Below are 25,502 nucleotides of genomic sequence, written 5' to 3'. Positions count from 1 at the left end.
GTTTAAAGAATGGCTTTAAAGAATTCTTTTTGCATGCAGATAAGCTTTATTCCAGTATTTTTCTTTCAATGATGAGATGATAACGCCTTTTGTTGTGGAAGCGTGAATAAATTTTACTTCGCCGTCATTTCCGATATCATGAACGATTCCTACATGGGAAACTCTTGTCCCGCCGGCTGTTGCAAAGAATAAAAGATCTCCGGGCTTTACTTCTCGGATATCTATCGTGTTTCCGGTTTCGGCCTGGTCTGATGATCTGCGCGGAAGTTTATAGTCGTTTTCTTCAAAAACCTTTACGGCAAATCCGGAGCAGTCAAATCCTGAAGAGGTACTTCCTCCGAACTTGTATGGTGCGCCCAGATATTTTTCGGCGTCTTTAAGGATTTCGTTAATAGATTTTGAAACTTTGCCGTTGAATTTCGAGTCCAGGTTTCTGAGGCTTTCGGTATTTGAGATAGCTTTGCTTCCGGGGCTTTTATTTGAAGCCACTTTTTTCGAACTTCCACATGAAACGGTAAGTAAAGATACAATGAGCAACGAATGAATTGTTTTACAATTTAAAATTTTATAATTCAGACACTTCTTCATATTTCTTTTTTTTACGGGCAAACTGATTACAAATATAAATAAATTATGTTTTTCTTATCTTCATTTTGTGGTATGAAATTGATAAAACCCGGCAGAAATAAAAAAAGCTATTCGTCTGAATAGCTTTATATTTTGAGTGATTGTATTAATTGGATGTTTTTTCACCTTTCCAGGTTCCGGATCTGGTAGGCGTCGGAACTGCATTTACCCAGGTTCCGTTTCCTTTTTTATCCCTGGTAAGTGTTCCCTTAAACTCTCCGTCTGCAGGAGAACCGATTGTAGCATTGAGTTCGCCGGATTCGGTAAGAGTTCCTGAAATGTAATAATTTTCCGTAGTCTGTTCAGAATCCAGTGTTCCGGTTACTTTACCGTCGCTTGCCACAACGATGTTCCAGCTTCCTTTTTCTGTTCCCGAATAGGTTCCGGCCCAGGTGCCGATGAAGTCGTAGATGGTATCTTCATCTTTGCAGCCGATGAATAAAAAAGCGGTGAATACAAGTAAAAATAATTTCTTCATAGTCTTTGTTTTATAAACAAATATGGAGAATACGGGTTTTTTAATGAAATTCCTTATCTCCTGATTAATAATTGGTTGTATTTTGATTTTCTTGTAAAAATAGTCAGTTTTTGCCTGCTTTTCTTCTATTTTTAATTATTTCCAAAGATAATAAAATATCTGGAATGAACTATTGTTGCTGGAAAAAAATAGTAATTTCCTTATTATTATTAAAGTTGGACGGATTTTATTATTCTAATAATTTTAATTTCCATTGATTATTTTAAAATCCCTGAAAAATTGACAGTTAGCTGTAATTGTCATTTTCTTCTCAAATAAAATTTAACAAAATGTTTGCACATATAGTTTAAATAGTTATTTTTGTACCGCTTTAAAAACAGCAATATGGGGAATTAGCTCATCTGGCTAGAGCGTTAGACTGGCAGTCTAAAGGTGACGGGTTCGATCCCCGTATTCTCCACAGCAATTAAAAAAACGCACATTATTTAATGTGCGTTTTGCTTTTTATATGGTTTTACTTTTCAGTAAAAATTATTTCCATCCTCCGCCAAGAGCCTGATAAAGCTCAACGGCAGCTCTCATTTTACTGTATTCTGCATTGGTAATATTCAGTTCTGCATTCAGTGAGTTTACGCTGGCATTCAATACTTCGAGGTAATTGGCCATTCCGTAGTTTACCAGTTCCTGAGAATATTCAACAGAGTTTTTGTAAGCATTCAGCTCCTTTTGTTTTAATTCAATAAAAGAATCCTGCACAGAGAATACTCTTATGGCATCAGAAACTTCTTTTCCTGCCGTAAGAACCGCTTTTCTGAAATTCAGATACGCTGTTTCCTGGTTGGCAAGACTTACATCATAATTGGTTCTGATAGCTCTTCTGTTTAAAATAGGCTGTGCCAGACCGGCCACAACATTGGCAAACAATGAGTTTACACTGAATAAATGGTCAATATCTACGGACTGCACTCCCCCGCTTCCGGTTAGTCTTAAAGTAGGATAAAACTGTGCCTTCGCAGAATTGGTTAGCTCAAAAGCATTGATCAGATTGTACTCCGCTCTCATCACATCAGGACGGTTGGCCAAAAGCTGTGCCGGATATCCAAGCTTTACATCGATTGGCAGGCTCTGGCCTTCCAGTGTGGATCTTTCTATAGTATGCGAAGGTTCTCCCATCAGAAGGCTCATGGTATTTTCCAAAAGCTGGATCTGGGTATCGATATCGATCAATAAAGATTTTGCATTAAAAACCAATGCTTCACTCTGCTGTACGGCAACTTCGGTTAAGGTACCTGCAGTTTTTAAAGCTCTCGTTGTTTCAAGATTTCTTTCGCGCACCGCAATGGTTTCATTAATGATTCTTTTCTGTGCATCAAAAGTAAGAAGCTGGTAATAAGCCGAAGCTACGGATGCTACCAAATCACTTTTTACGGCTTTATGTGCTGCAATGGTTCCAAGATAAGCGGCATACTGCGCTTTTTCCTGTGATTTCAGCCTGCCCCAGATGTCTGCTTCCCAGCCGATGCTTGCTGTGATATCAAACTGATTCACATATCTTCTTTCCCCGATAATCTGTCCGAACTGTGTGTTGATAGACTGGGTCTGAAAAGTATAGTTTGGACCTACAGATAAAGTTGGCTGATAAGCCGCTTTGCTTTGTTTCAGATATGCTTCTGCAGAAGCTATACTTTGTAAGGCAATTCTTATGTCAAGATTGTTTTCCAACGCTTTAGAAATGTGTCTCTGAAGGATAGGGTCCGTAAAGATTTCTTTCCAGGAAACATTGGCGATATTGGTGCTGTCTGAAGGAAGCATGTCTGTGCGGTACAGTTTTTCATCGACCACATTATTGGGTCTGTTGTATTCTTTTCTGGCCATGCAAGATGATACAACTGCCAGAAGTACCACTGAAAAAGAGAGTCCTTTTATAATATTTAAAATATTCTTCATTATTTGAAGTTTAAGGTTTAAAGTTCAGGGCCACCGATCAGTATTAAACTTTTAATCTGAAAACCCTGAACATGCTTAATTATTCTGCTAAATTGATGTCCTCTTGTTTAATAGGTTTCACTTTCTCCTGCAGGTATTCGAAAATAACATATAGTACAGGAATAACGAAAAGCCCTAAAATAGTACCTATCAATAAACCGATTGCCGCTCCTGTAGCGATGGATCTGTTACCAACGGCCCCGATTCCGCTTGCTAATACCAATGGTAAAAGTCCGAAGATAAATGCAAATGAAGTCATCAGGATAGGTCTTAACCTTGCTTTTGCAGCATTAATAGCAGACATGACGATTGTTTCCCCATGATGCCTTCGCTGAACGGCAAATTCCACAATTAAGATGGCATTTTTCGCTAAAAGCCCCACCAACATAATCAATGCAATCTGGAAATAAATATTGTTTTCCAGTCCCATGATTTTCTGCCCGAAATATGCTCCCATTACCCCAAGAGGAAGAGATATTACCACAATCAGCGGAAGAATATAACTTTCATATTGTGCCGAAAGAATGAAGTAAACGAAGATCAAACTTAAAGCGAAGATAAGCACGGTTTGAGATCCGGAATTCAATTCCTCTCTGGTCAATCCGGTAAACTCAACATCATAATTCTGGTTTAATGTTTCTTTTGCTACCTCCTGAACGGCTGTAATTGCATCCCCAGAACTGAATCCTGCGGAATTGGCTCCCGTTATTTTTACGGAGGTAAACAAGTTGTAACGGCTTACCGACTGCGGTCCGTATGCTTTATTTAAAGTAACGAACTGGGAAATAGGAGACATTGCTCCTGATCCTGTTTTTACATACAGTTCATTCAGGTTTTCAATTTTCTGTCTGTTTTCAGGAAGAGCCTGCACCATTACCCTGAACTGTTTTCCGTACTTCGTAAAATCTGCAGTATAAATTCCTCCGATGTACCCTTGCATGGTTGCAAGAATGTCACTTACAGAGACGCCAAGCTGTTTGGCCAAAGGAACGTTAATCTGCATTTCATATTGCGGATATTTTGTGTTGAATGAAGTCTGTGCAAATTCAATTTCAGGTCTTTGCATCAGCTTCCCGATAAATTCATTCGTTTTATTATCCAGGTCAACATATTCGCCTCCTGATTTATCCAGAAGAACCATCTCGAAACCGGCGCTGCTCCCGAATCCGGGTACACTCGGTGGCTGGAAGAATACTACTTTGGCATCCGGAACAGCTCCCGTAATCCCGAACAGTCTTTTAGTAATGTCTTCTGATGTCTGCCCATCCTTTTTCCTTTCATCAAAAGGTTTCAGCTTTACGAAGGCAAGACCGTTATTACTTCCGTTTCCGGAAAGGAATCCTCTACCGGTTGAAATGGTAACGTTTTGAACCCCCGGAACTTTTAAGGCTTTTGCCTGAAGCGTTTTCAAAGCGTTGTACGTTCTTTCCATGGAAGCGCCCGGAGGAAGCTGAACATCGGTAAAGATAATTCCTCTGTCTTCCGTCGGTACGAAACCTTTTTTCATCGTGGTACTTGCCCAGTATAAAATTCCTCCTGTAACGGCAAAGATGATCAGGGTAACCCATTTATGTCTTAAAAGAAAAATAAATCCTCTTCCGTAACGCTCCGTTGTTGTTCTGAAGGCAATATTAAACTTATAGAAAAACTTTTGGATGAAATTTAAATTTTTATATTCCGCATGGTGCGCATCGTGAGGTTTTAAGAATAATGAACATAAAACCGGACTTAATGTTAATGCATTAATTGCAGAAATAATGATCGCTACAATAAGCGTAATCCCGAACTGCTGGTAGAAAACTCCGGTAGGTCCCGTAATAAAAGTTACCGGGATAAATACGGATGCCATTACGAGAGTAATTGAGATAATGGCTCCTGTGATTTCATCCATTGCCTCTACGGTCGCCTTTTTCGCATCGGAAATTCCGTTTTCCATTTTGGCATGAACGGCCTCGACGACGACAATGGCGTCATCCACCACAATACCGATCGCAAGAACCAAAGCGAATAAGGTTAATAAGTTTAAAGAATATCCGAATAAATTCAGGAAGAAAAATGCACCCACAATGGAAACCGGAACTGCAATCGCCGGGATCAGTGTGGATCTGAAATCCTGGAGGAAAATATATACTACAATGAATACAAGGATGAATGCTTCAATCAACGTATGAATTACTTTTTCGATAGATGCTTCAAGGAATTCATTGGTGTCAAAGTTAAATGTATATTTAATTCCTTCCGGAAAACTTCCCTCTGCTGATTTCAGGTATTCTTTGATGTTTTTGATAATCTCCTGGGCGTTGGAACCCGGTGTCTGGAAAATCCCCATACTGATGGAAGGATAATTTCCGTTTTCACCGATTCCTGTATAAGACTGTCCTGCCAGTTCAACTTTGGCAACATCTTTCAGCATCAGGTTCTGTCCGTCTCCGAGCGATTTGATGATGATATTATCATACTGTTCTTTTTCGTTGAATTTACCGACATATTTAATGATATATTCGAAAGAGCTTCCGCTGTTCTGCCCGATGGAACCCGCTGCCGCTTCTCTACTCTGTTCGTTGATGGCATTGGTAACATCCGTAGGAGTAATTCCGTAGGCCGCCATTTTCGCAGGATCCAGCCATACTCTCATGGAATAGTTTTTACCCCCGAAAACGTTGGCGTCACCTACTCCGTTAATTCTTTTTAGATTCGGAATGACATTGATATTCAAAAAATTCTGAAGATATACATCATCAAGATCTTTATTTTCAGAATAGAATGACATATACATCAAAGCACTGGTCTGCTGCTTCTGCGTTACAACCCCGGAACGTGTTACTTCGCTTGGTAATAAAGGTGTTGCTCTTGTTACACGGTTCTGAACGTTTACCGCTGCAATATCAGGATCAATTCCCTGTTTAAAAAACACCTGGATATTGGCTGAGCCATCATTTCCTGCACTGGAAGTGATGTAATCCATCCCTTCCACCCCGTTGATCTGCTCTTCCAGAGGAACAACCACACTTTTCATTACGGTTTCCGCATTGGCTCCGGTATAGTTGGCCGTAACACTTACGGTTGGAGGGGCAATGTCCGGATATTGTGTCACGGGAAGGGCGATTAGTCCCAGTACCCCGAGAATCACAATCAGAATTGAGATTACGGTGGATAAAACCGGTCTGTTTATAAAATTTTTAATCATTTTTTAGAATTTCGGTTTTATAGATTGAACGAGACTATCCATTTTTACAGGTTGCTTTTTAACGGCAGTTCCCGGCTTAAGTCCACCGATTCCTGCTGCAATTACCGTTTCTCCTTTATTAACACCGGATTTTATCAGTGCCATATTATCAATTCTGTCGATCACATTGACAACAGCATTTCTTGCAGTGTCGCTCTTATCAACTTTATATACGTAGACAATTCCCTGCTGTTCGTAAGTAGCGCTTTCCGGTACAACCAGTACGTTGTCATAATGTTGAGGAAATCTTATGGTTCCGCTGTTTCCGTTACTAAGGAGCTTTTGGGCATTGGTGAAGGAAACCCTGAATTGTATGGTCCCTGTTGTAGGATCAATTTGTCCTGTAATGGCTTCTATTCTTCCTTTTTCAGGATAAATACTTCCATTGGCTAATTGTAGCTCTACCATGGGAAGATTTTTAATTTTTTCCGGCATGGTAGCCCCTACAGATTTTTCAAGAAAATCAAAATATTCCTTCTCGTTCATTGAAAAGTATGCGTAGATTTCTGAAGTGTCTGAAATGGTGGTTAAAGGCGTCTGATCTGATGGTCCGACAAGACTTCCAACCTTTAAAGGAAGTTTACCGATTACTCCTGAAATAGGAGCGCGGATAATGGAATATTGGATATTGGCTTCTACTCCTTTATAATTGGCCACCGCCTGGCTTTTAGCCGCCTGAGCCTGTTTCAGCTGTGCCTGAGCCTGCGCTAAATTTGCCTGAGCAGTCTGTAACTGTACATTACTGATGATATTTTTCTGCACCAGGGGTTTCAGTTTATTTACCTCTACGTTTGCTGCACTTACAGCAGCCTGGGCAGCGGCAATGTTAGATTCGGCAGCACCGATTCCTGCTTTTGAAGCTGCTGCATTTTCGTTCAGGATATTGGTTTCAAGCCGGAACAAAGGCTGTCCTTTGGTTACGTACTGTCCTTCGTCTACCAAAACCTGTGTGATATATCCCTGGATTTTGGCACGTACATCATTGTTTACCTTACCCTGGATGGTAGCCGGAAAAGTCTGATAACCCACTATATTTTTCGCTTCCACGTTTACAACAGGATACGGTTTCGGGCCGTCCTGCTTAGGAGCTTCTTTTTTGCAGGCTACTAAGGAAAGGGCCGCAAGAGAAAGTATAACTAGCTTATTATTCATTTTATAGTTTATTAAGAGATTCCTGAATATTTATTATATTTTTATTTAAAAGCGCTTTATAAGCTTCTATTTTTTCATCGTAACCATTATGATTTTTCTTAAAATGGTCCAGGTCGTCCAAAAGTTTTAATTCGTCTTTCATTTTCTGTACTATTTTTTCAAATCTGATTTTTTTATAGCCGTCATTGATGAAAAAATACCGTTTACGTTCGTCCATTTTGTTGTGGTCAATAATCAGTTCAGCATTTAATAAAAGCGAAATACTTGTTGATACGGAACTTTTACTGGCCGAAAATACTTCCACAAATTCATCAAAAGGAATACCTACTTTATCATAATCGAATAACAGGTAAGCATATATTTTTGATGCCAGAGGAGGTATATTGAAAACTGTGCCATAGAATTTTACAGCATCCTGGAAAATTTTCTCATCAATTTCTATACTCTTATGCATTGTATATAAATTTTGAGCAAAAATAAAAATTAGTTCTGAACTAAACGAACAAACCTGATAGAGTTTATAAATTTTACTTTTTTTAAAAAATCAATGAAGTTGGATTTAACTTTTCCTTTAAATTATAATCTTCTCAAATGCTTTCCTGATTCCGCCAGCCAGGTAAACTTCCCCGCAATAGGTGTAGCCTTTGCTTTCAAGGATTTTCAGCATGGCCATGTTATCGAAATTGGTATCTACTTTAATGCTCTGAATTCCATGAGATTTTGTAAATTCTTCAATATGGTCAAACAGTTTTTTTGTCATTCCCTGTCCGGCAAATTTTTCATCCACCGCTACTCTGTGGACCACAACAAATTCTCCGTTGCTCAGCCAGGATCCTTCAATCGTACTGTAAGCCGGTTCATCATTTAAAATAAGAGCAGCATATACTGCAATTTTTCCCTCTACGGTCATAACATATCCAAACCCTTTTTCTATATCACTTTCCACGGTATTACTGTTGGGATATCCCTGTTGCCATTGGTCGCTCCCGTCTTTTCTTCTTCTTTCTATCGCCTGCTGTAAAATGTCCCAGATAACTTCTCTGTCCGCCATTTCCGCTTTTCTTAATTGGGTTTCTGAATTCATTATTGTGAAAAATTTTAATTAATAAGATTATTTTGTTTTAAATATGCTACTTCGTAAACACTAAATTATGATGCTTAGACCGACACTGCATGAATAATTAATTATTCAATGTTTGCTGATGGTTTTGAACTATTATTATTCAGTTGTGATGTAACCAAAAAAAACCGAAAACTAATTGTTATTAATTTTCGGTTCGAAGTAGTAAAATTTAAAATTATGAAATTGTTTTATTGATTTTCATTTTGCTGGAGATAGGCATCAATTACTTCAAATGCTTTTTTTTCATCTTCCAGTTTTACCAATACTTTCAGCGACGTTGCCGTAGGCGTAGTTGTAAAAGTAAGGTAGTTGTTTTCTACGGCATTGGTAATGTTCGCATCATCCAGTTTGGATTTAATCAGCTGAATTTCTGCAGGTTTATCACTTTCAAAAACGGATACTCTTGTACTTCTTTCCATGTTCTGTTACGTTTGAGTATCTAAATTTATGACATTTTTTTTAAAATTACAAATCCGTAATTTAAATTTTATTAATGTTATTCTCAATTTTATCCAGTGCAAGCCTGATTTCCTCCCTGGTCACATTAAGATGCGGTCTGAAACGCAACGACTGATCTCCGCAGGCCAGAATAATCATTCCGTCTTTCCAGAGCTCGTCTCTCAGAGTATTTCTTTGCTCATGAGTGACAAGGTCAATAGCACACATTAATCCTCTTCCTCTTGCGTTGGTTAGCTTTTCAGGATATTTTTCGGAAAGGCTTTTTAAGCCTTCAAGAAGGTAATCGCCCATAACTCTTGCATTTTCAACAAGATTTTCCTTCTCAATAACTTCCATTACCAGCTGGAAACGGAGCATGTCTATAAAATTACCTCCGAAAGTAGAATTGATTCTCGAGCTTTCACGGAAAACATTATCAGGAACTTCATCAAACTTTTCTTTATTGGCCAAAATACCGCAAACCTGCGTTTTTTTCCCGAAAGAGATGATATCCGGTTTTGCGGTGAAGTGTTGAAATGCCCACATTTTCCCGGTAATTCCAATTCCTGTCTGAACTTCATCAAAAATAAGAAGAACTTCATTTTCATCGCATATTCTTCTTAATCCTGATAAAAATTCATCCCTGAAATGGTTGTCTCCACCTTCTGCCTGGATCGGTTCTATGATGATACATGCCACTTTATTCGGATTCATTAAAATAGCTTCTTCAATATTTAAGAGAGCCAGTCTTTCGTTTTTAATGGTTTCCTCCAGGTTTTCTTCCGTTATCGGGAAGGTAAGTTTAGGATTCAGGATTCTTGGCCATTCGAACATCGGAAAATATTGATATTTCCTTGGATCTGCAGTATTTGTAAGACTTAATGTATATCCGCTTCTTCCGTGGAATGCCTGTCTGAAATGAATACATATTCCGGCTTCTATATCAAGACCTTTTTCAAAATTCTTGCGTGTTTTCCAGTCGAAGCAAGCTTTCATGGCATTTTCAACAGCCAATGCTCCGCCTTCAATAAAGAAAGCATACTGCAATTCTTCAGGGATCACTACTCTTTCGAAAACTTCCAGGAAATGAGCATATTCTTCAGAATATACATCAGCCAGTGTCGGTTTGTTCACTGCCATTTTTCCCAGCCATGCAGATTTTTCCATGAGGTAAGGATGATTGTAACCGATGGATGCTGAGGCAAACATGGAAAACATATCCAGATATTCTTTATTGGTGAGTTTATCGTAAAGCCATGATCCGTGCGATTTTTCGATATCCATTACGAAATCGAATCCATCGGCCAGAACGTGCTTTCCTACTATTTCTTTTACTTTGTTTACTTGTATGTCAATTGTTTCCATTTTAATTAATCTTAGGGTTGATTAAATAAGTTAATGATGTTGAAACAAAGAGATTTATGTTATTTAAAAGTTGACAATTTTTAATTTTTAAATCTCTGAATTTCTAAATATTTTTATATTAAAGGTCAAACTTGATTCCCTGTGCCAGAGGAAGGTTTGTTGTATAGTTGATGGTATTTGTCTGTCTTCTCATGTAATATTTCCAGACGTCTGAACCGGATTCTCTTCCGCCGCCGGTTTCCTTTTCTCCACCGAATGCACCACCGATTTCCGCACCGGATGTTCCGATATTTACATTGGCAATACCACAGTCTGAACCTGCATGGGAAAGGAATAATTCCGCTTCTCTTAAATTCTGCGTCATGATTGCAGAGGATAAACCTTGCGGAACATCATTCTGAATGGCGATGGCTTCTTCTAATGTTTTATACTTGATAAGATATAAAATCGGGGCAAAAGTTTCGTGCTGAACGATTTCGTAAGAATTTTTTACTTCTGCGATACATGGTTTCACGTAGCATCCGGATTCATAGCCTTTTCCTTTCAGTACTTCTCCTTCCACAATGAATTTTGCACCTTCTTTTTTACCTTTTTTAATAGCTTCCTGGTACATGTTTACGGCATCTGTATCAATAAGAGGCCCTACATGATTGGATTCGTCTAAAGGATTTCCGATTTTAAGCTGTCCGTATGCTTTTACCAAACGATTTTTCACTTCATCATAAACACTTTCGTGGATGATCAATCTTCTTGTTGAAGTACATCTTTGTCCGGCTGTACCCACCGCTCCGAAAACAGCTCCGATAATTGACATATTGATGTCCGCATCCTGAGTAATGATAATCGCATTATTTCCTCCCAGCTCCAGGATAGACTTCCCGAATCGTTGTGCCACATTTGCAGAAACCATTCTGCCGACTCTGGTAGAACCGGTAAATGAGATTAAGGCTACTCTTTTATCATCAACCAGTTTTTGTCCGATTTCATGATCTGCAACCAAAACACTTGAAATTCCTTCGGGAAGATTGTTTTCCTTTAAAACTTCATTCATGATATTCTGGCAGGCAATTGCACAAAGCGGTGTTTTTTCTGATGGTTTCCAAATGGTGACGTTTCCGCAGATCCATGCTAAAGCAGTATTCCACGACCATACGGCAACCGGAAAATTAAAAGCGGTAATAATCCCGACGATTCCCAGTGGATGATATTGTTCATACATTCTGTGCCCCGGTCTTTCGGAGTGCATGGTATAACCGTGAAGCTGTCTTGAAACCCCCACTGCAAAATCGCAGATATCGATCATTTCCTGAACTTCGCCTAAGCCTTCCTGCAGGGATTTTCCCATTTCATAAGAAACAAGTTTACCAAGATCGTTTTTGTACTGTCTTAATTTCTGGCCAAGCTGCCTTACGATTTCACCTCTTTTGGGTGCAGGAATGAGCCTGAATTCTTTAAAAGCATTTTGCGCAGCTTCAAGAACTTTTTCGTAATCAGATGTTCCGGAAGTTTTCACTTTTGCAATTAGATTTCCGTCTACCGGAGAATAGCTTTCTATGGTTTGCCCTGATGCAAAGTATTTTCCGCCTGTTGAAGTCCCCTTATTTTCATTCTTAATTCCTAGATTTTTGAGCGTGTTTTCAATCCCAAAATCTTTTACTTTTTTAGACATAAAAATTTTACTTTTCGTTTTCCCTAAAGTTAAAAATATTAAACGAACTGCAAAATTTAAATTTTTTTAACGGATTTTTTATTTGGACTAATTATAAACATGACTATATTTGTATGGTAATCTTTTGACACACAGAAATGGAAAGCTCTCAGGAAAATAATTCGAAGTTTAAAAAATGGTTTAAGCGTGTTGGATGGGCAGGATTCGCCTTCTTTACCATTAAAGGGCTGATTTGGCTGGTAATATTTTACTTTGGGGCAGATACGCTTCAAAGTTGTATAAAATAAAAAGCCGAGAAAATTTCTCGGCTTTTGTTTGGTTGTATCATCTTATTCTTTTTTCTTCCTTCCGGAATGGAGTAAGCTTTGATGAAGCAGAAACTCAATTTGTCCGTTTACACTTCTGAATTCATCATTGGCCCACTTTTCAAGAAGCTTATAGGTAGACTCATCAATCCTTAAAACAAAAGATTTTTTGTCTTTATTTTCGGAAGTGTTATGAGTTTTTTCTGATTTCATTTTTGTTAACTTTTTCTGACGTTTGTATAAACAAAATTCTGATCTTGATTTAATTATAAAGTGTCCCGGCATTTAAAATAGGTGTTGCCGCTTTTTCACCACACAAAACAACCATTAAGTTGCTTACCATCGCGGCTTTTCTTTCGTCATCGAGCTCCACAATATTTTCTTCGGAAAGTTTCTTTAATGCTAAATCTACCATCCCTACGGCTCCTTCCACAATTTTGGTTCTTGCCGCAACAATCGCTGTTGCTTGCTGTCTCTGAAGCATGGCGCCTGCAATCTCCGATGCGTAAGCAAGATGGGAAATTCTAGCTTCCTGGATAATAATTCCTGCTTTTGAAAGACGCTCTGTAAGTTCCTGTTCCAAAATGGCATTGATTTTTTCCCCGCCTTCTCTTAATGTAATCGGTGCATGATCGTCTTCCAGGTTGTCGTAAGGAAAACTCATCGCCAAATGACGTACCGCAGCCTCGCTCTGCATTTTTACAAAATCAGAATAACGTTCAACATCAAAAGCGGCTTTATAAGTGTCGCCAACTTTCCATACGATAACGACAGCAATTTCGATGGGATTTCCCATTTTGTCATTTACTTTCAGTGTCTGGCCCTGTAAATTTTCGGAACGGAGACTGATTCTTTGGGAAGAATATAAAGGATTAATGAAAAACAAACCGTTATCTTTTACGGTGCCGACATATTTCCCGAAAAAGTTCAATACTCTTGAATGGTTCGGCTGAATAATCATCAGGCCTTTCAGGAAGAAACAGAATACAATAAAGGCAACTATTGAAAGAACAACAAATGTAATGTTCTCATCAATTCCTATTGCAAACAGGTAAATTGAAGCAATGAAAAGTCCAAGACAGATTACTAAAGTAATATATCCGGACATCGGTTTAAGGATTTTTTCCATGATATTGATTTTTAATTTTGATATTAATTTGATATCATAAAGATATGATTTTTTTACATTAAAATTATTTATTTTAAATTTTTTTGATTTGAATCAAAGAAACAAAAGTTCAGGTTTGGAATCTGAATGCTAAAATTTAAATTTAGTACTTAAAATCCCCAAAACTTGCGCGAATCAGACATTTGTTCTTCGGTTTAAATTAAATAGCCAGTATAAAAAAATCCCTGAAAAATTAATTTCAGGGATGGTATGAATGATAAATTAAAATTTATTTTTTATTTAAGATTCTAAACTTGTAATACGAAACGGCTGATAAGAGTGCCATTGTTCCAAGTCCGATATATACCCAAGCCGGAACCGGAACAGGATCTCCTGCTGCATAAGAGTGAAGTCCGCTCAGGTAATAATTTACTCCGAAATACGTCATTACCATCGAACAGAATGCAAACATTGTTGCCACGTGGAACGCCCATCTGCTTCGTAAACCAGGAACCAATCTCATGTGTAGAACAAACGCATACACCATAATGGAAATGAAAGCCCATGTTTCTTTCGGGTCCCAGCTCCAGTATCTTCCCCACGATTCATTGGCCCAGATTCCTCCCAGGAAGTTTCCTACCGTTAATGCAAATAAACCTATTGTTAAAGACATTTCAGAAACAATCACCAGTTCTTTCAAAGTCGTATCGTGGTGTAATTTGTAAGTTTCTTTATTTGAAATGATATAAAATACAAGACTGATCACAGCAATAATCATCGACAGGGCAAAGAATCCGTAGCTGGATGTAATAATGGCTACGTGTATAATTAGCCAGTACGATTTCAGTACAGGAACCAGCGGTGTAATCTGTGGATCAAGAGCCGAACCGCCGTGCGCAAATCCCATCATGATAACTGCAACCATAAATCCGGCTGCCGGAATCAAGGCGTTTGAATTTCTATATAACAATAGTCCTGCTGTAATTCCCACCCACGAAATGAAAATAATCGCTTCATATCCGTTACTCCATGGTGCATGTCCGGAAATATACCATCTTGCCACCAGTCCAAGGAAATGGAAGAAATACCCTACAGCTCCGATTACAATAATTGCTTTAATGGTTTTGTTTAAGACTTTATTCGGTTTGAATAATTCTACAAATCCCAGTAGTAAAAGAAGTCCGCCGATGATCGTGTAGAAAATCAATAGTTTGAAATTGATATTCACCTTATTCATGAAAACTTCAAGCTCAACTTTGGATTTGGCAGGAACGACTGCCTTACCCCACTTCTGCTGATAATCCGAAAGTTTTGTAAGCTCTGCATCCGCTCTTTTCCAGTCACCGGTTTGTTGTGCAACAAGAACTTCCGCAAGATATGGTCCCATTACCTGCTGAGATTCTGTATCTGGTTCAAACTTTTGATTTAGCCAGGAGTGCCACGTATGATTAGGATCGTTTTTCACAGGAACAATCCTCATAAACTGTCCTGAGAATATTTCCTGGAATACCTGTACTCTTTCATTAACGGCAATTACCTCTTTGTCATAATTGGTCTGCTCGGAAGCTTTTTTACGGAAGGCTGTGTTATAATCCTTTTCCAACACATAATGAAGATTTCCGTTGGCATCAGAAGGAATAAGATTTAATAAACTGGTATATCCGTCCTCATCTGCTTTTGTTTTTTCTTTCAGGGCGTCTCCGCCTTTTGTTCCTACTTTTATTAAAGGAACTGCAATCCAGTTATCAGGATTTGTATTGATTGATAAAAACCATTGGTTAGCAGAAAGTGATTTTCCATCAGTCCCTTTAAATTCATCTCTTTTGTAAAGCTTTCTTAAAACATCCAGAGCCTGTGTATTGAGAGGGACAATTCTTCCTTCAAAATTCTGAACCAAAAGATACCCGAATTTATCGGCATGTTCTGCACTGATTTTGTTTTGTGCGATAATTTCATCAGCGGAAACGCTTCTGATTTTTGTATGAGATTCGGAAGGAGCTGCAGAACCTGATTGGGCCGGAGCAACTTCAGCATCATGATTATGCTGTTCTCCCTCTGTGTGGATATGTTCCCTGCTGCCGTCAGTAGTGCCGTGGGTTTCTATTTTTTGAGCATTCAGTCCGAAGCTTAGTAATATTAATAATATGGTTACTACCCTTTTCTTGTTGACATCTTTCAGCATTTTATTAAGCTTCCAGAAATGAGTTCCTTTCCAGAAGAACATAAAGAACATTCCACCAAATAAGAACGTGTAGCCAATGTAAGAAATCAATGTTCCCCAGAAATCATGATTTACGGAAAGTACCGTCCCCATTCTGTCCGGATCAAAACTTGACTGGAAGAATCGGTAGCCTTTATGATTAAGCACGTGGTTCATATAAATTTTAAATGGGGTCTGCTTGCCTTCATCAATGATTTTAATATGGCTTTCATAAGCACTTGGAGATGAGCTTCCAGGATATGTTTCCATTACGAAATCATCGAGTTTAAGTGAGAAAGGCGTATTGTAAATTTTCGGACCAAAACCAATCATGATATTCAATCCGTCCATTGTAACCTGTTTGTAGGCATTCGGGTTTCCTTTTTCAACTGAAAGGTCTACCAACTGCTTTGTTTTCGGACCCTGAATTTCAACAGTGAGCATATCAGGCACAGCCTGATCTTTTTTTCTGTCGCCTTCAATTGCCATTAATTTTCCTTTTTTAAGACCTTCAGGAACAACCAGCTTTAATTCGTTAATTGAATATAAACTTCTTAAAGCCAATGGCTGGAATTCGTCTTTTACTGTACTCCCTGTAGCCTGAGTGGCCATGGTCATATAGCTCGCATCAACCGGTGTTTTGATGAATAACTTTCCGCCTTCATTTTTAAATTCAACCGCACCTTCAATGGCTCTGTTGAAAGTCACCAACGTTCCGTTGATTGATTTTGTTTCTCCGGGTTTAATGAAAATATTCTGTCTTCCGGTTTGTCCTGTTGATACCAAATGAAGATATTCGGCGCCATTAGGGTCAGCCACGAGACTATCTTTTTTTCTTTGAACATACTCTTTTGCAATGACTTTCACTTCTTTTCCATGAAAATCATAGGTAGCCTGTAAATCTTTGTGTAATGGAGACATTAGATACGGAATATCCTGATAATTAAGAACATCACCTTTTTCCTCAATCTGAATTTTAAGGAAGTTTTTATCCGTTACAATTTCATTGGAAGTTTCTCCTTCCCGGATGTGCATTGTCCCTTCAAAACTGATATATCTTGTAATGGCACCACCAATAAATATCAGTACAAAGGCAAGGTGAAAAACCAGCACCGGCCATTTTTCTCTCTTCCAGAGTCTGTATCTTCCAATATTTCCTATGAAATTGAGAATAAGCAGAAGCATGATTAATTCAAACCACCATGCCTCATAAATTAAAGCTTTTGCTGTTGGAGTTCCGTAGTCATTTTCTAAGAACGTTGCATATGCCATCGCAAATGCGTACACCAGTAACAACACAGCCATTGTTCTGGTCGAGATAAGAATATCCTGGAGCTTCTTCATGTTATATATACTTGATACGCAAAAATAAGGATGATAAACTACAATGCCGTGAAAAAAAGCTGTTTTTTATCACTTTGCCATTGATAAGTGTTATTTTTAACCGTTCTTAATAATATTAAACAGAGTGATAAAAATATAATAATTAAGAATTTTTTCATGACAATTTAATTTGTTATTTAGAGATTATAATAATTTTATTTAAATTAATGTGTGGTATCTGCTAAAACAGCGCATTGGCAACAACACTCTTTACAAAAACTTTAATGAAAAAAATTAAATCAAAATTGAATTATTTTAAATATTTTAGTTTCTGTAAAACGGAATCACGTTGATAATTTTCCGACAAATAAATAATAATATTCTTCCCGGTAATACACCAGTTTTAATGTTGAAAAACATTAAATTTGCCACAGTACATTATGGATAAAAACACACAAAAAAAACAACAGGAATTGCCTGAAAAAGGCAGATTTTTATCGAAGCCGAGAGTATTCTTCGGGCTTACCTTTATTCTTTTTTCCGTGGTTCTCACCTTTTCATTTGTTTCCTATCTGATGAATTGGAAGGCAGACCAGAGTCAGGCCGGAACCATGCTGGATAAAAGCATTAAATCTTCCAACCTCTTCGGAAAGCTGGGCGACTGGCTCGGAAATATTTTCATTTTCGAAAGTATTGGCGTGGCTTCTTTCATCATTGCTTTTCTGTTTTTAGTTTTCGGAACGATTATTCTTAAAAAGAAAATGTTTAAACCGTGGAAAACTGTTGGACATTCCTTGTTTTTTATTTGCTGGCTTCCTATTTTATTCGGAGCTATTACAAAGGGTCAGGGTGTTCTGAGCGGTGTGTACGGGTATCAGATCATGGATTCCCTGAATACAATTATTGGCTCTTATGGTCTATGGCTGGTTTTAATTTCAAGCATTGCGTTATATTTTATTTTAGAATTCAATCTTCGCCCGAGTTCTATCAAATCTAAGCTGAATGATCTCAATGAAAATACTATTGGAAGGGTAAAATCCATGATGCCAAGTTCTGATGAAAATTTTGAGGCGGATGATGAACTCATTGAAGAAGCTGAAAATGCAGAGAATATTCCTTCCAAAATTACCGTTACGGAAACCATAAAGCCCGTTAAAACGGAACATGTACCGGTTGCTGCTGAAGTTGAAACGATCGTAACCCCAAACAAAACATCTTTTGAAGATGATAAAAATGATTTTTCACAACCATTACACGTAGATCTGAGTCCGAAGCCTTCTGTTCCAATGCCAAGTCCTGAACAGGCTTTTGACATCAAACCGGCGGCTTCAACAGCAATTGTGGCTGAAGATGATATTAAATTTAAAGTAGAAGTTGCTCCTGTAGTGGATATTTTGGATGATTCCGACAGGAAATCCCAGGAACTGGTAGAAAAACACGGACTGTACGATCATAAATTAGATTTAGCTAATTTCCAGATGCCGACTGTTGATCTTTTAAAGGATTACGGAAATGAGGAAATTTCTATTAATAAAGAAGAACTGGAAGAAAACAAAAATAAAATTGTCGGACTGCTTAAAAATTTCAATGTAGGAATTGCTGAAATCAAGGCTACTATTGGTCCGACAGTAACTTTGTATGAAATTGTTCCGGAAGCGGGAATCCGTGTTGCGGCGATAAAAAAACTTCAGGATGATATCGCCCTGAATCTTTCCGCATTGGGAATCCGGATTATTGCTCCGATGCCGGGCAAAGGAACCATCGGGATTGAAGTTCCAAGAAAAAATCCTACCATGGTTTCTATGCGTTCGGTAATTGCATCCCAGAAATTCCAGAATACGGATATGGATCTTCCTGTGGTTTTCGGGAAAACGATTTCCAACGAAATTTTCATGGCAGACCTTTCCAAAATGCCTCACCTCTTAATGGCAGGTGCAACGGGACAGGGGAAATCCGTGGGTATCAACGCAATTCTTACCTCACTTTTATATAAGAAACATCCGAGTGAATTGAAATTCGTAATGGTAGATCCTAAAAAGGTGGAACTTTCATTATATTCAAAAATAGAAAGACATTATCTGGCGAAACTTCCGGATGCAGAGGAAGCCATTATTACCGATACCAATAAGGTAATCAATACCCTGAATTCTCTTTGTATTGAGATGGATACAAGATATGATCTTCTGAAAAATGCATTCTGTAAAAATTTAAAAGAATACAATAAAAAATTCTCGGAAAGAAAACTGAATCCTGAAAACGGACACCGTTATTTACCTTATATTGTTCTGGTAGTTGATGAGTTCGCAGATCTTATCATGACTGCAGGGAAAGAAGTTGAACTTCCGATTGCAAGACTGGCGCAGCTTGCCAGAGCAGTAGGAATTCACTTAATTGTTGCCACCCAAAGACCATCAGTAAACGTAATTACAGGTATGATTAAGGCCAATTTCCCGGCTAGAGCAGCTTTCAGGGTAATTTCAAGTGTAGATTCCAGAACGATTCTGGATTCTCCGGGTGCAGATCAGCTGATTGGTAAGGGAGATATGCTGTATTTTAACGGAAATGAAATTTTAAGACTTCAGTGTGCATTTGTAGATACACCGGAAGTAGAAAGACTTGCTGAATATATCGGTGAACAAAAAGGATATGCTTCAGCATTTATTCTTCCTGAATATGTTTCCGAAGATTCTGCAAGTACGGTAGGAACTTTCGACCCTAATGAGAAAGATGCTTTGTTTGAAGAAGCGGCAAGAATTATTGTTTCTACACAGCAGGGCTCTACTTCCATGCTTCAAAGGCAATTAAAGCTTGGCTACAACAGAGCTGGGAGAATTATGGACCAACTGGAAGCAAGCGGAATTGTAGGCGGATTTAACGGTGCTAAAGCCAGAGAGGTTCTCATCAGTGATCTTCATTCGCTTGAACAGTTTCTGGATGATTTAAAAGGATAACCTGAGAAAATTCTAAAATACTGTCTATCATTTCTATTTGTAATGATAAAAAACAGCAGCATTCTTTGGAACAGTTTTTGAAAGATCTGCGCAGTTAATGCCCAGCGGTGATTTAACTTCTAATATTAAAGTAAGTCTAAAGATTAAAGATTTAAATAAAAATGAAAAATATTATTTCAAAAATTATAGTAAGCGGTATGGTTGTGGGTGCAGTAGGAATTACTAATGCCCAGAAGATTGATGCTAAGGCTAAAAAAATACTGGATGATATTACGGCAAACTATAATTCCAAGAAGAATTCTTATTTTAAATTTTCTTTCGGAACAGGAACAAACGGACAGGTTTCAAAGACGGAACCGGGAATTTATTATGCTGCCGGAGATAAGTATAAGTTAAAGATCATGGAAACGGAACAGATCTTTGATGGCAACAAAATCTACAATATCAATACGGAAGATATGGAAGTAACCGTTGCAAAACCAAACGGAAGCGGGTCTATGTTCTCCCCTATCAACTATCTTTCAACGTATAGAAATGATTATAACGTAACCTATAACGGAAAGAAAAACGTGAATGGTGTAAATGCCGATTTTATCAAACTGACACCGGTAAAATCAAATGGAATACAGCATGTCTACATCTTTGTAGATTCGGCAAAAAAACAGATGGTAAAGCTTGAACAGCACGGAACCAATAAAGATGTTGCGGTAATTGCCATTAAAGAGTATAAAGAAAATCAGACTCTGGATCCGGGAATGTTTGTTTTCGATAAAAGTAAATACAAAAATTACCTGGTTACCGAACTTTAAAAATAACATCTGTGAAACTTAAAATGCTTTTAATACCCGTTTTATCATTTTAAAGGCTCGCCGTTTTACAGATTATAAAAATTTCATAAAATATAAAGGCTGCAAAGGAAACTTTGTGGCTTTTTCATTAATTTTGGCACATGTTAAAAATTCTTGACCGATATATCATAAAAACCTTCTTCGGACCGTTTTTCTTTATATTCAGCGTGTTGTTTTTCATATTTATTGTAAATATCATCTGGGTTCAGCTGGGGCAATTTATGGGAAAAGGACTCAGTACCTGGCAGATTTTAAAACTTCTCTTTTATCTTGGAGTAAGCGTTATCAGTATGGTATTGCCGCTTACAATTCTTCTTGCAAGTATCATGTCGTTCGGAGAATTCGGTGAGCGGTACGAACTTGCCGCTATGAAAGCGGCGGGAATTTCCCTTACAAGAGTAATGCTGCCTTTATTGGGAGTAACGGTTGTTCTATCGATCATGCTTTATTTTTTCTCCAATAATATTATCCCGAATTTTCAGAGGAAAGCCAAAAATATGCTCTTCAATATTGCACAGACCAAACCCGCGCTTAACTTCACACCCGGACAGTTTATCGATCAGATTCCCGGATACATGGTGAAATTTGATAAAATAACAGGAGAAAACGGTGAAAATATTGAAGGCGTTTTTATTCATAAGAAAGCGACAACCTATGATAATCAACAGTCGATTGTTGCAGAAAAAGGAAAATTCGTACCGGCTGCCAATAAAAATTATCTTAAACTCATTCTTTACAACGGATACGTGTATGAAGATAACTTTGCTGGGAAAGCAGAAAATGTGCGTCTAAAACAGCCTGATCAGGCTATAAAATTTGATTCGCTAACCTCCCATTTTGATGTAAGTGAAATCATTAATAAAGCGATAGAAGAAGAAAGAATTACGGACGATTACCGATTTCAGACATTCAACCAGCTTAATAAAACCATCGATCAGACCAAAAAGGACAACAACAAATTCTTTACAAATGTTAATAATGATGTTCTGGGCCAGACCAATTCGGTGATCACTTACATGGACACTAAACAGAACAGGTCGAAAGCAAAACCAAAGCAGCTTTTAAAGCTTGATACTTTAAAAAATGACAAAAAACTGGAGATTATTAATAATGCGTATACCCGCCTTGAAAGCCTCAAAGGTACTGTTGATGGTAAAAATAACGAAATTGATCCTGTTGTTAAATATTATGGGAAAGTGGTGATCTATCAGCAAAGGATTGTTACCTATTCATTCACCTGTATTATCTTCTTCCTGATCGGTGCGAGTCTCGGATCTATCATCAGAAAAGGAGGAATGGGACTGCCCGTGATTATTGCCATTGTTATTTTCATTATATTTTATGTCATTAACGTAGGTGTGGAAAATATGGCCTGGTCTGGTAAAGTAAATCCTTATCTTGCAGCATGGATTCCTAATCTCGTTTTATTTCCGTTCGGGATCTGGATGACATATAAGGCACTTACCGATTCGCAATTATTTGATGCGGAAAAATATAAGACATTCTTTAAACCCGTCACGAAGCTTTTCGTTAAAAATCAGGAACATAAAAGATATCAGTAATAATAGAAAGGTCCGGAATTTTCCGGATCTTTTCTTTTCAGCATAGGCAGATTGTCATAGCATGTTTTTTGTACTAATGAGGCAGTCAAAACCATTTAAATATGAAAATTATATTGATGAGCCTAAGCTTTTTGATGATCATTTCCTGTAAGAAAGAAGCAACGGAAATAATTGATAAAAAACGTTCTGAAGAGCAGTTAGTAAAAAAAGATACCCCGTTGAAATCAGGAAATGACACCATAAAGACCATTGATGATATAAAAAATGAGTATGCTAATCTCAACAGTATGCTTAGGTCAAAAAAACTGGATTCTACCCGATTTACTTATAATTGTGATGAAAGAGAAGGTGAAGTCACCTTATATTTCGAAAATAAAAAACTTGCAGTTGTAAAGGATTTTTATGCAGAACACAGTCACTTTTCCTCATCTACAACTTATTTTGTGAAAAATAATCAGGTGTTTTTTATTTTCAATGATGAAACGGTCTGGAATTTTGATGACGGAGGAACTCCTGAAAAGCCCGAGACCAAAGACGATATTAAAGAAAAAAGAATTTACATTCTAAATAATAAAGCGGTTCAGTGTTTCGAGAAAAATTATACGGTACGTTCCAAGGGCAATAATACAGATCCTGAAAAAATATCTAATAAAGAAACAAAATGCGATGTTACAGAACTTATGAAAAAATATCAGCTTATTCTAAAAAATAAAAACACAAGAGGCGAAATACAATGCTTATAAGGTGTATTAATTTACTTTCTGATTTATCTCATATAAAACAGGTTCGCATAAGATTGTATATCATTTTATGAATACATACTTTTGTGTAGATTTATTCAAATAAAAGTGAAATGTATAAAAAAATTCTGGCGCTGTCTGTAGCAGGTTTATTACTTTTTTCATGTTCTGACACAGAAATGGAAGACTCCAATCCTACAGAAACACAAATAAAAAACGATCCCGCTTTAACCAGTTTAGGGCTTAAAATAACAGCAGATAAATCCGGTGTTAATATTTTTGAAAATATTGATTTTAAACTTTCTCAAAAAAACCAATCAACCTATTTTGGAATACTTGCAGATTATCTTGATGTGCTGACCTTTAAAATTTCAAATACTGAAGGAGAAAAAATTATCTTTGAGAAAACACAAAATGGAAATTCCGTGACCACAAGCTTTAATTATCATTTTTATTATCCTGGCAATTATACGGTGAGCATTGAAGGTTTCAAGGACGGGAAGAAAATATATACTGACCAGACTTCTGTAAATGTTACTGACAATAATGATTTTTTAGCAGTGAACTGGAACGGTTTTACGGCGACAGATATGGCAACAGGATATAACAATATTCTGCAGAAAAATACGCTAGGCTTTTTCAACGGTTTTGAAAATCAGCATCCTTATGTTTTAGTAACTAATATTTGGGATAATATGTACAGTTATACTGATACGCAGATTAAGCAGATGGATAAGGAATACCTTTATAATTATCTGGCCAAATATTATTCAGCACCTACATATTCCGAGGGGAATACAGATATGAAAGACCGATATACTCAGAATTTTAAAAAATCGATTAAAAATGATATCCCCGTACATATCTGGATCACTACAAAAAGTAAGATTGCTCTGATGAAGCAGTATTCTTCTACTGATCCGTCGTTATTCATAGGCTATATTGTAATTGCAGAGCCCAATAATTAATTAATAACACATCAAAACAAAAAGCGGCCTAAAAGCCGCTTTATTTATTTAAAAAACTGAAAATTATACTTTCATAATTTCAGCTTCTTTTGTTTTAAGATGTTCATCACAAATTTTCACATATTTATCGGTAAGAACCTGGATATCAGCTTCGATACCTTTAATAACATCTTCAGAAACACCATCCAGCTTTTTAAGCTCTTTCAGACCGTTTTGTCTTGCATTTCTTACTACAACTTTCGTATCTTCAGTTTCAGATTTGGCCTGTTTTGCCAGCTCTCTTCTTCTCTCTTCCGTTAACGGCGGAACATTAAGAATAATATTGATCCCGTTATTGGAAGGAGCAAAACCAAGATTAGAATTAATGATGGCTTTCTCAATATCATTAATTGCTTTAGCATCCCAAGGTTGAATAGAAATCGTCATGGCATCCGGAATAGAAACATTGGCTACCTGGTTGATGGGAGTCATTGCCCCGTAATATTCTACCATTACATCCTGAACCATATTTGTAGACGCACGTCCCGCTCTGATTCTTTGAAATGCATGATCCAGGTGCTTAACAGCCGCTTCCATATCGTGTTGCACAGACTCTACTATAAGATCTAATTCTTCCATTATATAATAAAAATTTGATAAGTTACACATTAATATAAATGATTAGTGATGAGTAATAAGCAATTACAAATCAACTAAAGTACCAACAGCTTCTCCGTCTACAATTCTTTCAAGATTTCCGTCTTTGTTCATATCAAAAACGATAATCGGCAATTTATTTTCGTGACTTAAAGTAAAAGCAGTCATATCCATTACTTTAAGATTTTTGGCATAAACTTCGTCGAAAGATAATGAATTATATTTTACGGCGTTTACATTTTTTTCAGGATCACTGTCATAAATTCCGTCTACCCTTGTTCCCTTTAAAATAACATCAGCTCCGATTTCGATTGCTCTTAATGTTGCCGCTGTGTCGGTTGTGAAATAAGGATTTCCTGTTCCTGCCCCGAAAATCACCACTCTTCCCTTTTCAAGATGTCTTACGGCTCTTCTTTTGATGAAAGGTTCCGCTACTTTGTCCATTTCGATGGCAGACTGTAATCTTGTTTTAATGCCGGCATCTTCCAAAGCTCCCTGTAGTGCCATTCCGTTGATTACCGTTGCAAGCATTCCCATATAGTCGCCCTGTACTCTGTCCATTCCTTTTGCAGCTCCTGCCACACCACGGAAAATATTTCCTCCTCCAATCACAATGGCAATTTCGCAACCTTTGTCCACTACTTTTTTGATCTCGGCCGCGTATTCCTGAAGTCTTTCGTTGTCAATACCATATTGTCTGTTTCCCATTAAGGCTTCACCACTAAGTTTCAGAAGGATTCTTTTATATTTCATCTTTATTATTAAATAAATTTTATCTGTTGGTTTGTCAGAAATTT

General features: G+C 37.5%; 20 protein-coding genes and 1 tRNA gene. 6 read left to right on the top strand and 15 right to left on the bottom strand.

The window, feature by feature from the left end:
* Positions 1-15: 15 nt before the first annotated feature.
* Both M0D58_RS02660 and M0D58_RS02655 read right to left on the bottom strand, forming a co-directional pair.
* Positions 16-588, bottom strand: coding sequence for a C40 family peptidase (locus tag M0D58_RS02660; RefSeq protein ID WP_248393470.1), 573 nt, complete (start codon positions 586-588; stop codon positions 16-18).
* A gap of 145 nt (positions 589-733) precedes the next feature.
* The gene (locus M0D58_RS02655) at positions 734-1,105 is read right to left on the bottom strand and encodes a hypothetical protein (protein WP_248393469.1); all 372 of its coding nucleotides are present in this window, start codon (positions 1,103-1,105) and stop codon (positions 734-736) included.
* Between the two features lie 386 nt (positions 1,106-1,491).
* On the opposite strand from M0D58_RS02655, the gene M0D58_RS02650 reads away from it, so the two are divergent.
* Positions 1,492-1,565, top strand: a tRNA-Ala gene (locus M0D58_RS02650).
* 71 nt (positions 1,566-1,636) lie between these two features.
* Here the strand turns inward: M0D58_RS02650 and M0D58_RS02645 are convergent.
* The 11 genes from M0D58_RS02645 to M0D58_RS02595 all read right to left on the bottom strand — a co-directional run bounded on the left by M0D58_RS02645 (position 1,637) and on the right by M0D58_RS02595 (position 17,021).
* Positions 1,637-3,052 carry a TolC family protein gene (locus tag M0D58_RS02645; protein WP_248393468.1) on the bottom strand — a complete coding sequence of 472 codons (1,416 nt, stop codon included), beginning with the start codon at positions 3,050-3,052 and terminating at the stop codon, positions 1,637-1,639.
* Between the two features lie 79 nt (positions 3,053-3,131).
* On the bottom strand, positions 3,132-6,278 hold the full coding sequence (locus tag M0D58_RS02640) for an efflux RND transporter permease subunit (RefSeq protein ID WP_248393467.1): 3,147 nt from the start codon (positions 6,276-6,278) through the stop codon (positions 3,132-3,134).
* A gap of 3 nt (positions 6,279-6,281) precedes the next feature.
* Positions 6,282-7,469, bottom strand: coding sequence for an efflux RND transporter periplasmic adaptor subunit (locus M0D58_RS02635; protein ID WP_248393466.1), 1,188 nt, complete (start codon positions 7,467-7,469; stop codon positions 6,282-6,284).
* Position 7,470: 1 nt separating this feature from the next.
* Positions 7,471-7,923 carry a transcriptional regulator gene (locus tag M0D58_RS02630; RefSeq protein ID WP_248393465.1) on the bottom strand — a complete coding sequence of 151 codons (453 nt, stop codon included), beginning with the start codon at positions 7,921-7,923 and terminating at the stop codon, positions 7,471-7,473.
* Positions 7,924-8,040: 117 nt separating this feature from the next.
* On the bottom strand, positions 8,041-8,553 hold the full coding sequence (locus M0D58_RS02625) for a GNAT family N-acetyltransferase (protein WP_248393464.1): 513 nt from the start codon (positions 8,551-8,553) through the stop codon (positions 8,041-8,043).
* A gap of 227 nt (positions 8,554-8,780) precedes the next feature.
* The gene (locus M0D58_RS02620) at positions 8,781-9,011 is read right to left on the bottom strand and encodes a DUF2007 domain-containing protein (protein WP_248393463.1); all 231 of its coding nucleotides are present in this window, start codon (positions 9,009-9,011) and stop codon (positions 8,781-8,783) included.
* Between the two features lie 61 nt (positions 9,012-9,072).
* A complete protein-coding gene (gene lat, locus M0D58_RS02615; protein WP_248393462.1) occupies positions 9,073-10,395 on the bottom strand; it encodes an L-lysine 6-transaminase in 1,323 nt (440 codons plus the stop codon).
* 118 nt (positions 10,396-10,513) lie between these two features.
* Positions 10,514-12,064 carry an L-piperidine-6-carboxylate dehydrogenase gene (gene amaB / locus M0D58_RS02610; RefSeq protein ID WP_248393461.1) on the bottom strand — a complete coding sequence of 517 codons (1,551 nt, stop codon included), beginning with the start codon at positions 12,062-12,064 and terminating at the stop codon, positions 10,514-10,516.
* 329 nt (positions 12,065-12,393) lie between these two features.
* Entirely contained in the window at positions 12,394-12,582 is a 189-nt protein-coding gene (locus M0D58_RS02605) for a type II toxin-antitoxin system antitoxin (protein ID WP_248393460.1), read from the bottom strand.
* 49 nt (positions 12,583-12,631) lie between these two features.
* Positions 12,632-13,498, bottom strand: coding sequence for an SPFH domain-containing protein (locus M0D58_RS02600; RefSeq protein WP_248393459.1), 867 nt, complete (start codon positions 13,496-13,498; stop codon positions 12,632-12,634).
* A 268-nt stretch (positions 13,499-13,766) separates the two neighbouring features.
* The gene (locus M0D58_RS02595; protein WP_248393458.1) at positions 13,767-17,021 is read right to left on the bottom strand and encodes a cytochrome c biogenesis protein CcsA; all 3,255 of its coding nucleotides are present in this window, start codon (positions 17,019-17,021) and stop codon (positions 13,767-13,769) included.
* A 419-nt stretch (positions 17,022-17,440) separates the two neighbouring features.
* Here M0D58_RS02595 and M0D58_RS02590 point away from each other — a divergent pair, with 419 nt between their 5' ends.
* The 5 genes from M0D58_RS02590 (at position 17,441) to M0D58_RS02570 (ending at position 24,069) form a co-directional block, all read left to right on the top strand.
* On the top strand, positions 17,441-19,951 hold the full coding sequence (locus tag M0D58_RS02590; protein ID WP_248393457.1) for an FtsK/SpoIIIE family DNA translocase: 2,511 nt from the start codon (positions 17,441-17,443) through the stop codon (positions 19,949-19,951).
* A gap of 161 nt (positions 19,952-20,112) precedes the next feature.
* The gene (gene lolA1, locus M0D58_RS02585; RefSeq protein WP_248393456.1) at positions 20,113-20,760 is read left to right on the top strand and encodes an outer membrane lipoprotein periplasmic chaperone LolA1; all 648 of its coding nucleotides are present in this window, start codon (positions 20,113-20,115) and stop codon (positions 20,758-20,760) included.
* A gap of 140 nt (positions 20,761-20,900) precedes the next feature.
* Positions 20,901-22,361 carry an LptF/LptG family permease gene (locus tag M0D58_RS02580; RefSeq protein WP_248393455.1) on the top strand — a complete coding sequence of 487 codons (1,461 nt, stop codon included), beginning with the start codon at positions 20,901-20,903 and terminating at the stop codon, positions 22,359-22,361.
* A 101-nt stretch (positions 22,362-22,462) separates the two neighbouring features.
* Positions 22,463-23,104, top strand: a complete 642-nt coding sequence (locus tag M0D58_RS02575) for a hypothetical protein (protein ID WP_248393454.1) — start codon at positions 22,463-22,465, stop codon at positions 23,102-23,104.
* A 110-nt stretch (positions 23,105-23,214) separates the two neighbouring features.
* Positions 23,215-24,069, top strand: coding sequence for a hypothetical protein (locus M0D58_RS02570; protein ID WP_248393453.1), 855 nt, complete (start codon positions 23,215-23,217; stop codon positions 24,067-24,069).
* A gap of 63 nt (positions 24,070-24,132) precedes the next feature.
* On the opposite strand, the gene frr is transcribed toward M0D58_RS02570, so the two are convergent.
* Both frr and pyrH read right to left on the bottom strand, forming a co-directional pair.
* The gene (frr, locus tag M0D58_RS02565; RefSeq protein ID WP_248393452.1) at positions 24,133-24,687 is read right to left on the bottom strand and encodes a ribosome recycling factor; all 555 of its coding nucleotides are present in this window, start codon (positions 24,685-24,687) and stop codon (positions 24,133-24,135) included.
* 63 nt (positions 24,688-24,750) lie between these two features.
* Complete coding sequence (pyrH, locus tag M0D58_RS02560; RefSeq protein WP_248393451.1) at positions 24,751-25,458, bottom strand: UMP kinase; 708 nt, start codon at positions 25,456-25,458, stop codon at positions 24,751-24,753.
* Positions 25,459-25,502 lie beyond the last annotated feature (44 nt).

It is taken from the genome of Chryseobacterium nepalense, from assembly GCF_023195755.1.
GTDB lineage: Bacteria > Bacteroidota > Bacteroidia > Flavobacteriales > Weeksellaceae > Chryseobacterium > Chryseobacterium nepalense.
This window is presented reverse-complemented; position numbering and strand designations above follow the sequence as displayed.

Bases quoted from the DNA above. Each gene is read 5' to 3' on its own strand.
- M0D58_RS02590 (WP_248393457.1), top strand. From the start codon at position 17,441: ATGGATAAAAACACACAAAAAAAACAACAGGAATTGCCTGAAAAAGGC.
- M0D58_RS02630 (WP_248393465.1), bottom strand. From the start codon at position 7,923: ATGCATAAGAGTATAGAAATTGATGAGAAAATTTTCCAGGATGCTGTA.
- frr (WP_248393452.1), bottom strand. From the start codon at position 24,687: ATGGAAGAATTAGATCTTATAGTAGAGTCTGTGCAACACGATATGGAA.
- M0D58_RS02575 (WP_248393454.1), top strand. From the start codon at position 22,463: ATGAAAATTATATTGATGAGCCTAAGCTTTTTGATGATCATTTCCTGT.
- lat (WP_248393462.1), bottom strand. From the start codon at position 10,395: ATGGAAACAATTGACATACAAGTAAACAAAGTAAAAGAAATAGTAGGA.
- M0D58_RS02640 (WP_248393467.1), bottom strand. From the start codon at position 6,278: ATGATTAAAAATTTTATAAACAGACCGGTTTTATCCACCGTAATCTCA.
- M0D58_RS02570 (WP_248393453.1), top strand. From the start codon at position 23,215: ATGTATAAAAAAATTCTGGCGCTGTCTGTAGCAGGTTTATTACTTTTT.
- M0D58_RS02595 (WP_248393458.1), bottom strand. From the start codon at position 17,021: ATGAAGAAGCTCCAGGATATTCTTATCTCGACCAGAACAATGGCTGTG.
- M0D58_RS02635 (WP_248393466.1), bottom strand. From the start codon at position 7,469: ATGAATAATAAGCTAGTTATACTTTCTCTTGCGGCCCTTTCCTTAGTA.
- M0D58_RS02620 (WP_248393463.1), bottom strand. From the start codon at position 9,011: ATGGAAAGAAGTACAAGAGTATCCGTTTTTGAAAGTGATAAACCTGCA.
- M0D58_RS02600 (WP_248393459.1), bottom strand. From the start codon at position 13,498: ATGGAAAAAATCCTTAAACCGATGTCCGGATATATTACTTTAGTAATC.
- pyrH (WP_248393451.1), bottom strand. From the start codon at position 25,458: ATGAAATATAAAAGAATCCTTCTGAAACTTAGTGGTGAAGCCTTAATG.
- M0D58_RS02605 (WP_248393460.1), bottom strand. From the start codon at position 12,582: ATGAAATCAGAAAAAACTCATAACACTTCCGAAAATAAAGACAAAAAA.
- M0D58_RS02645 (WP_248393468.1), bottom strand. From the start codon at position 3,052: ATGAAGAATATTTTAAATATTATAAAAGGACTCTCTTTTTCAGTGGTA.
- M0D58_RS02655 (WP_248393469.1), bottom strand. From the start codon at position 1,105: ATGAAGAAATTATTTTTACTTGTATTCACCGCTTTTTTATTCATCGGC.
- M0D58_RS02580 (WP_248393455.1), top strand. From the start codon at position 20,901: ATGTTAAAAATTCTTGACCGATATATCATAAAAACCTTCTTCGGACCG.
- M0D58_RS02660 (WP_248393470.1), bottom strand. From the start codon at position 588: ATGAAGAAGTGTCTGAATTATAAAATTTTAAATTGTAAAACAATTCAT.
- M0D58_RS02625 (WP_248393464.1), bottom strand. From the start codon at position 8,553: ATGAATTCAGAAACCCAATTAAGAAAAGCGGAAATGGCGGACAGAGAA.
- amaB (WP_248393461.1), bottom strand. From the start codon at position 12,064: ATGTCTAAAAAAGTAAAAGATTTTGGGATTGAAAACACGCTCAAAAAT.
- lolA1 (WP_248393456.1), top strand. From the start codon at position 20,113: ATGAAAAATATTATTTCAAAAATTATAGTAAGCGGTATGGTTGTGGGT.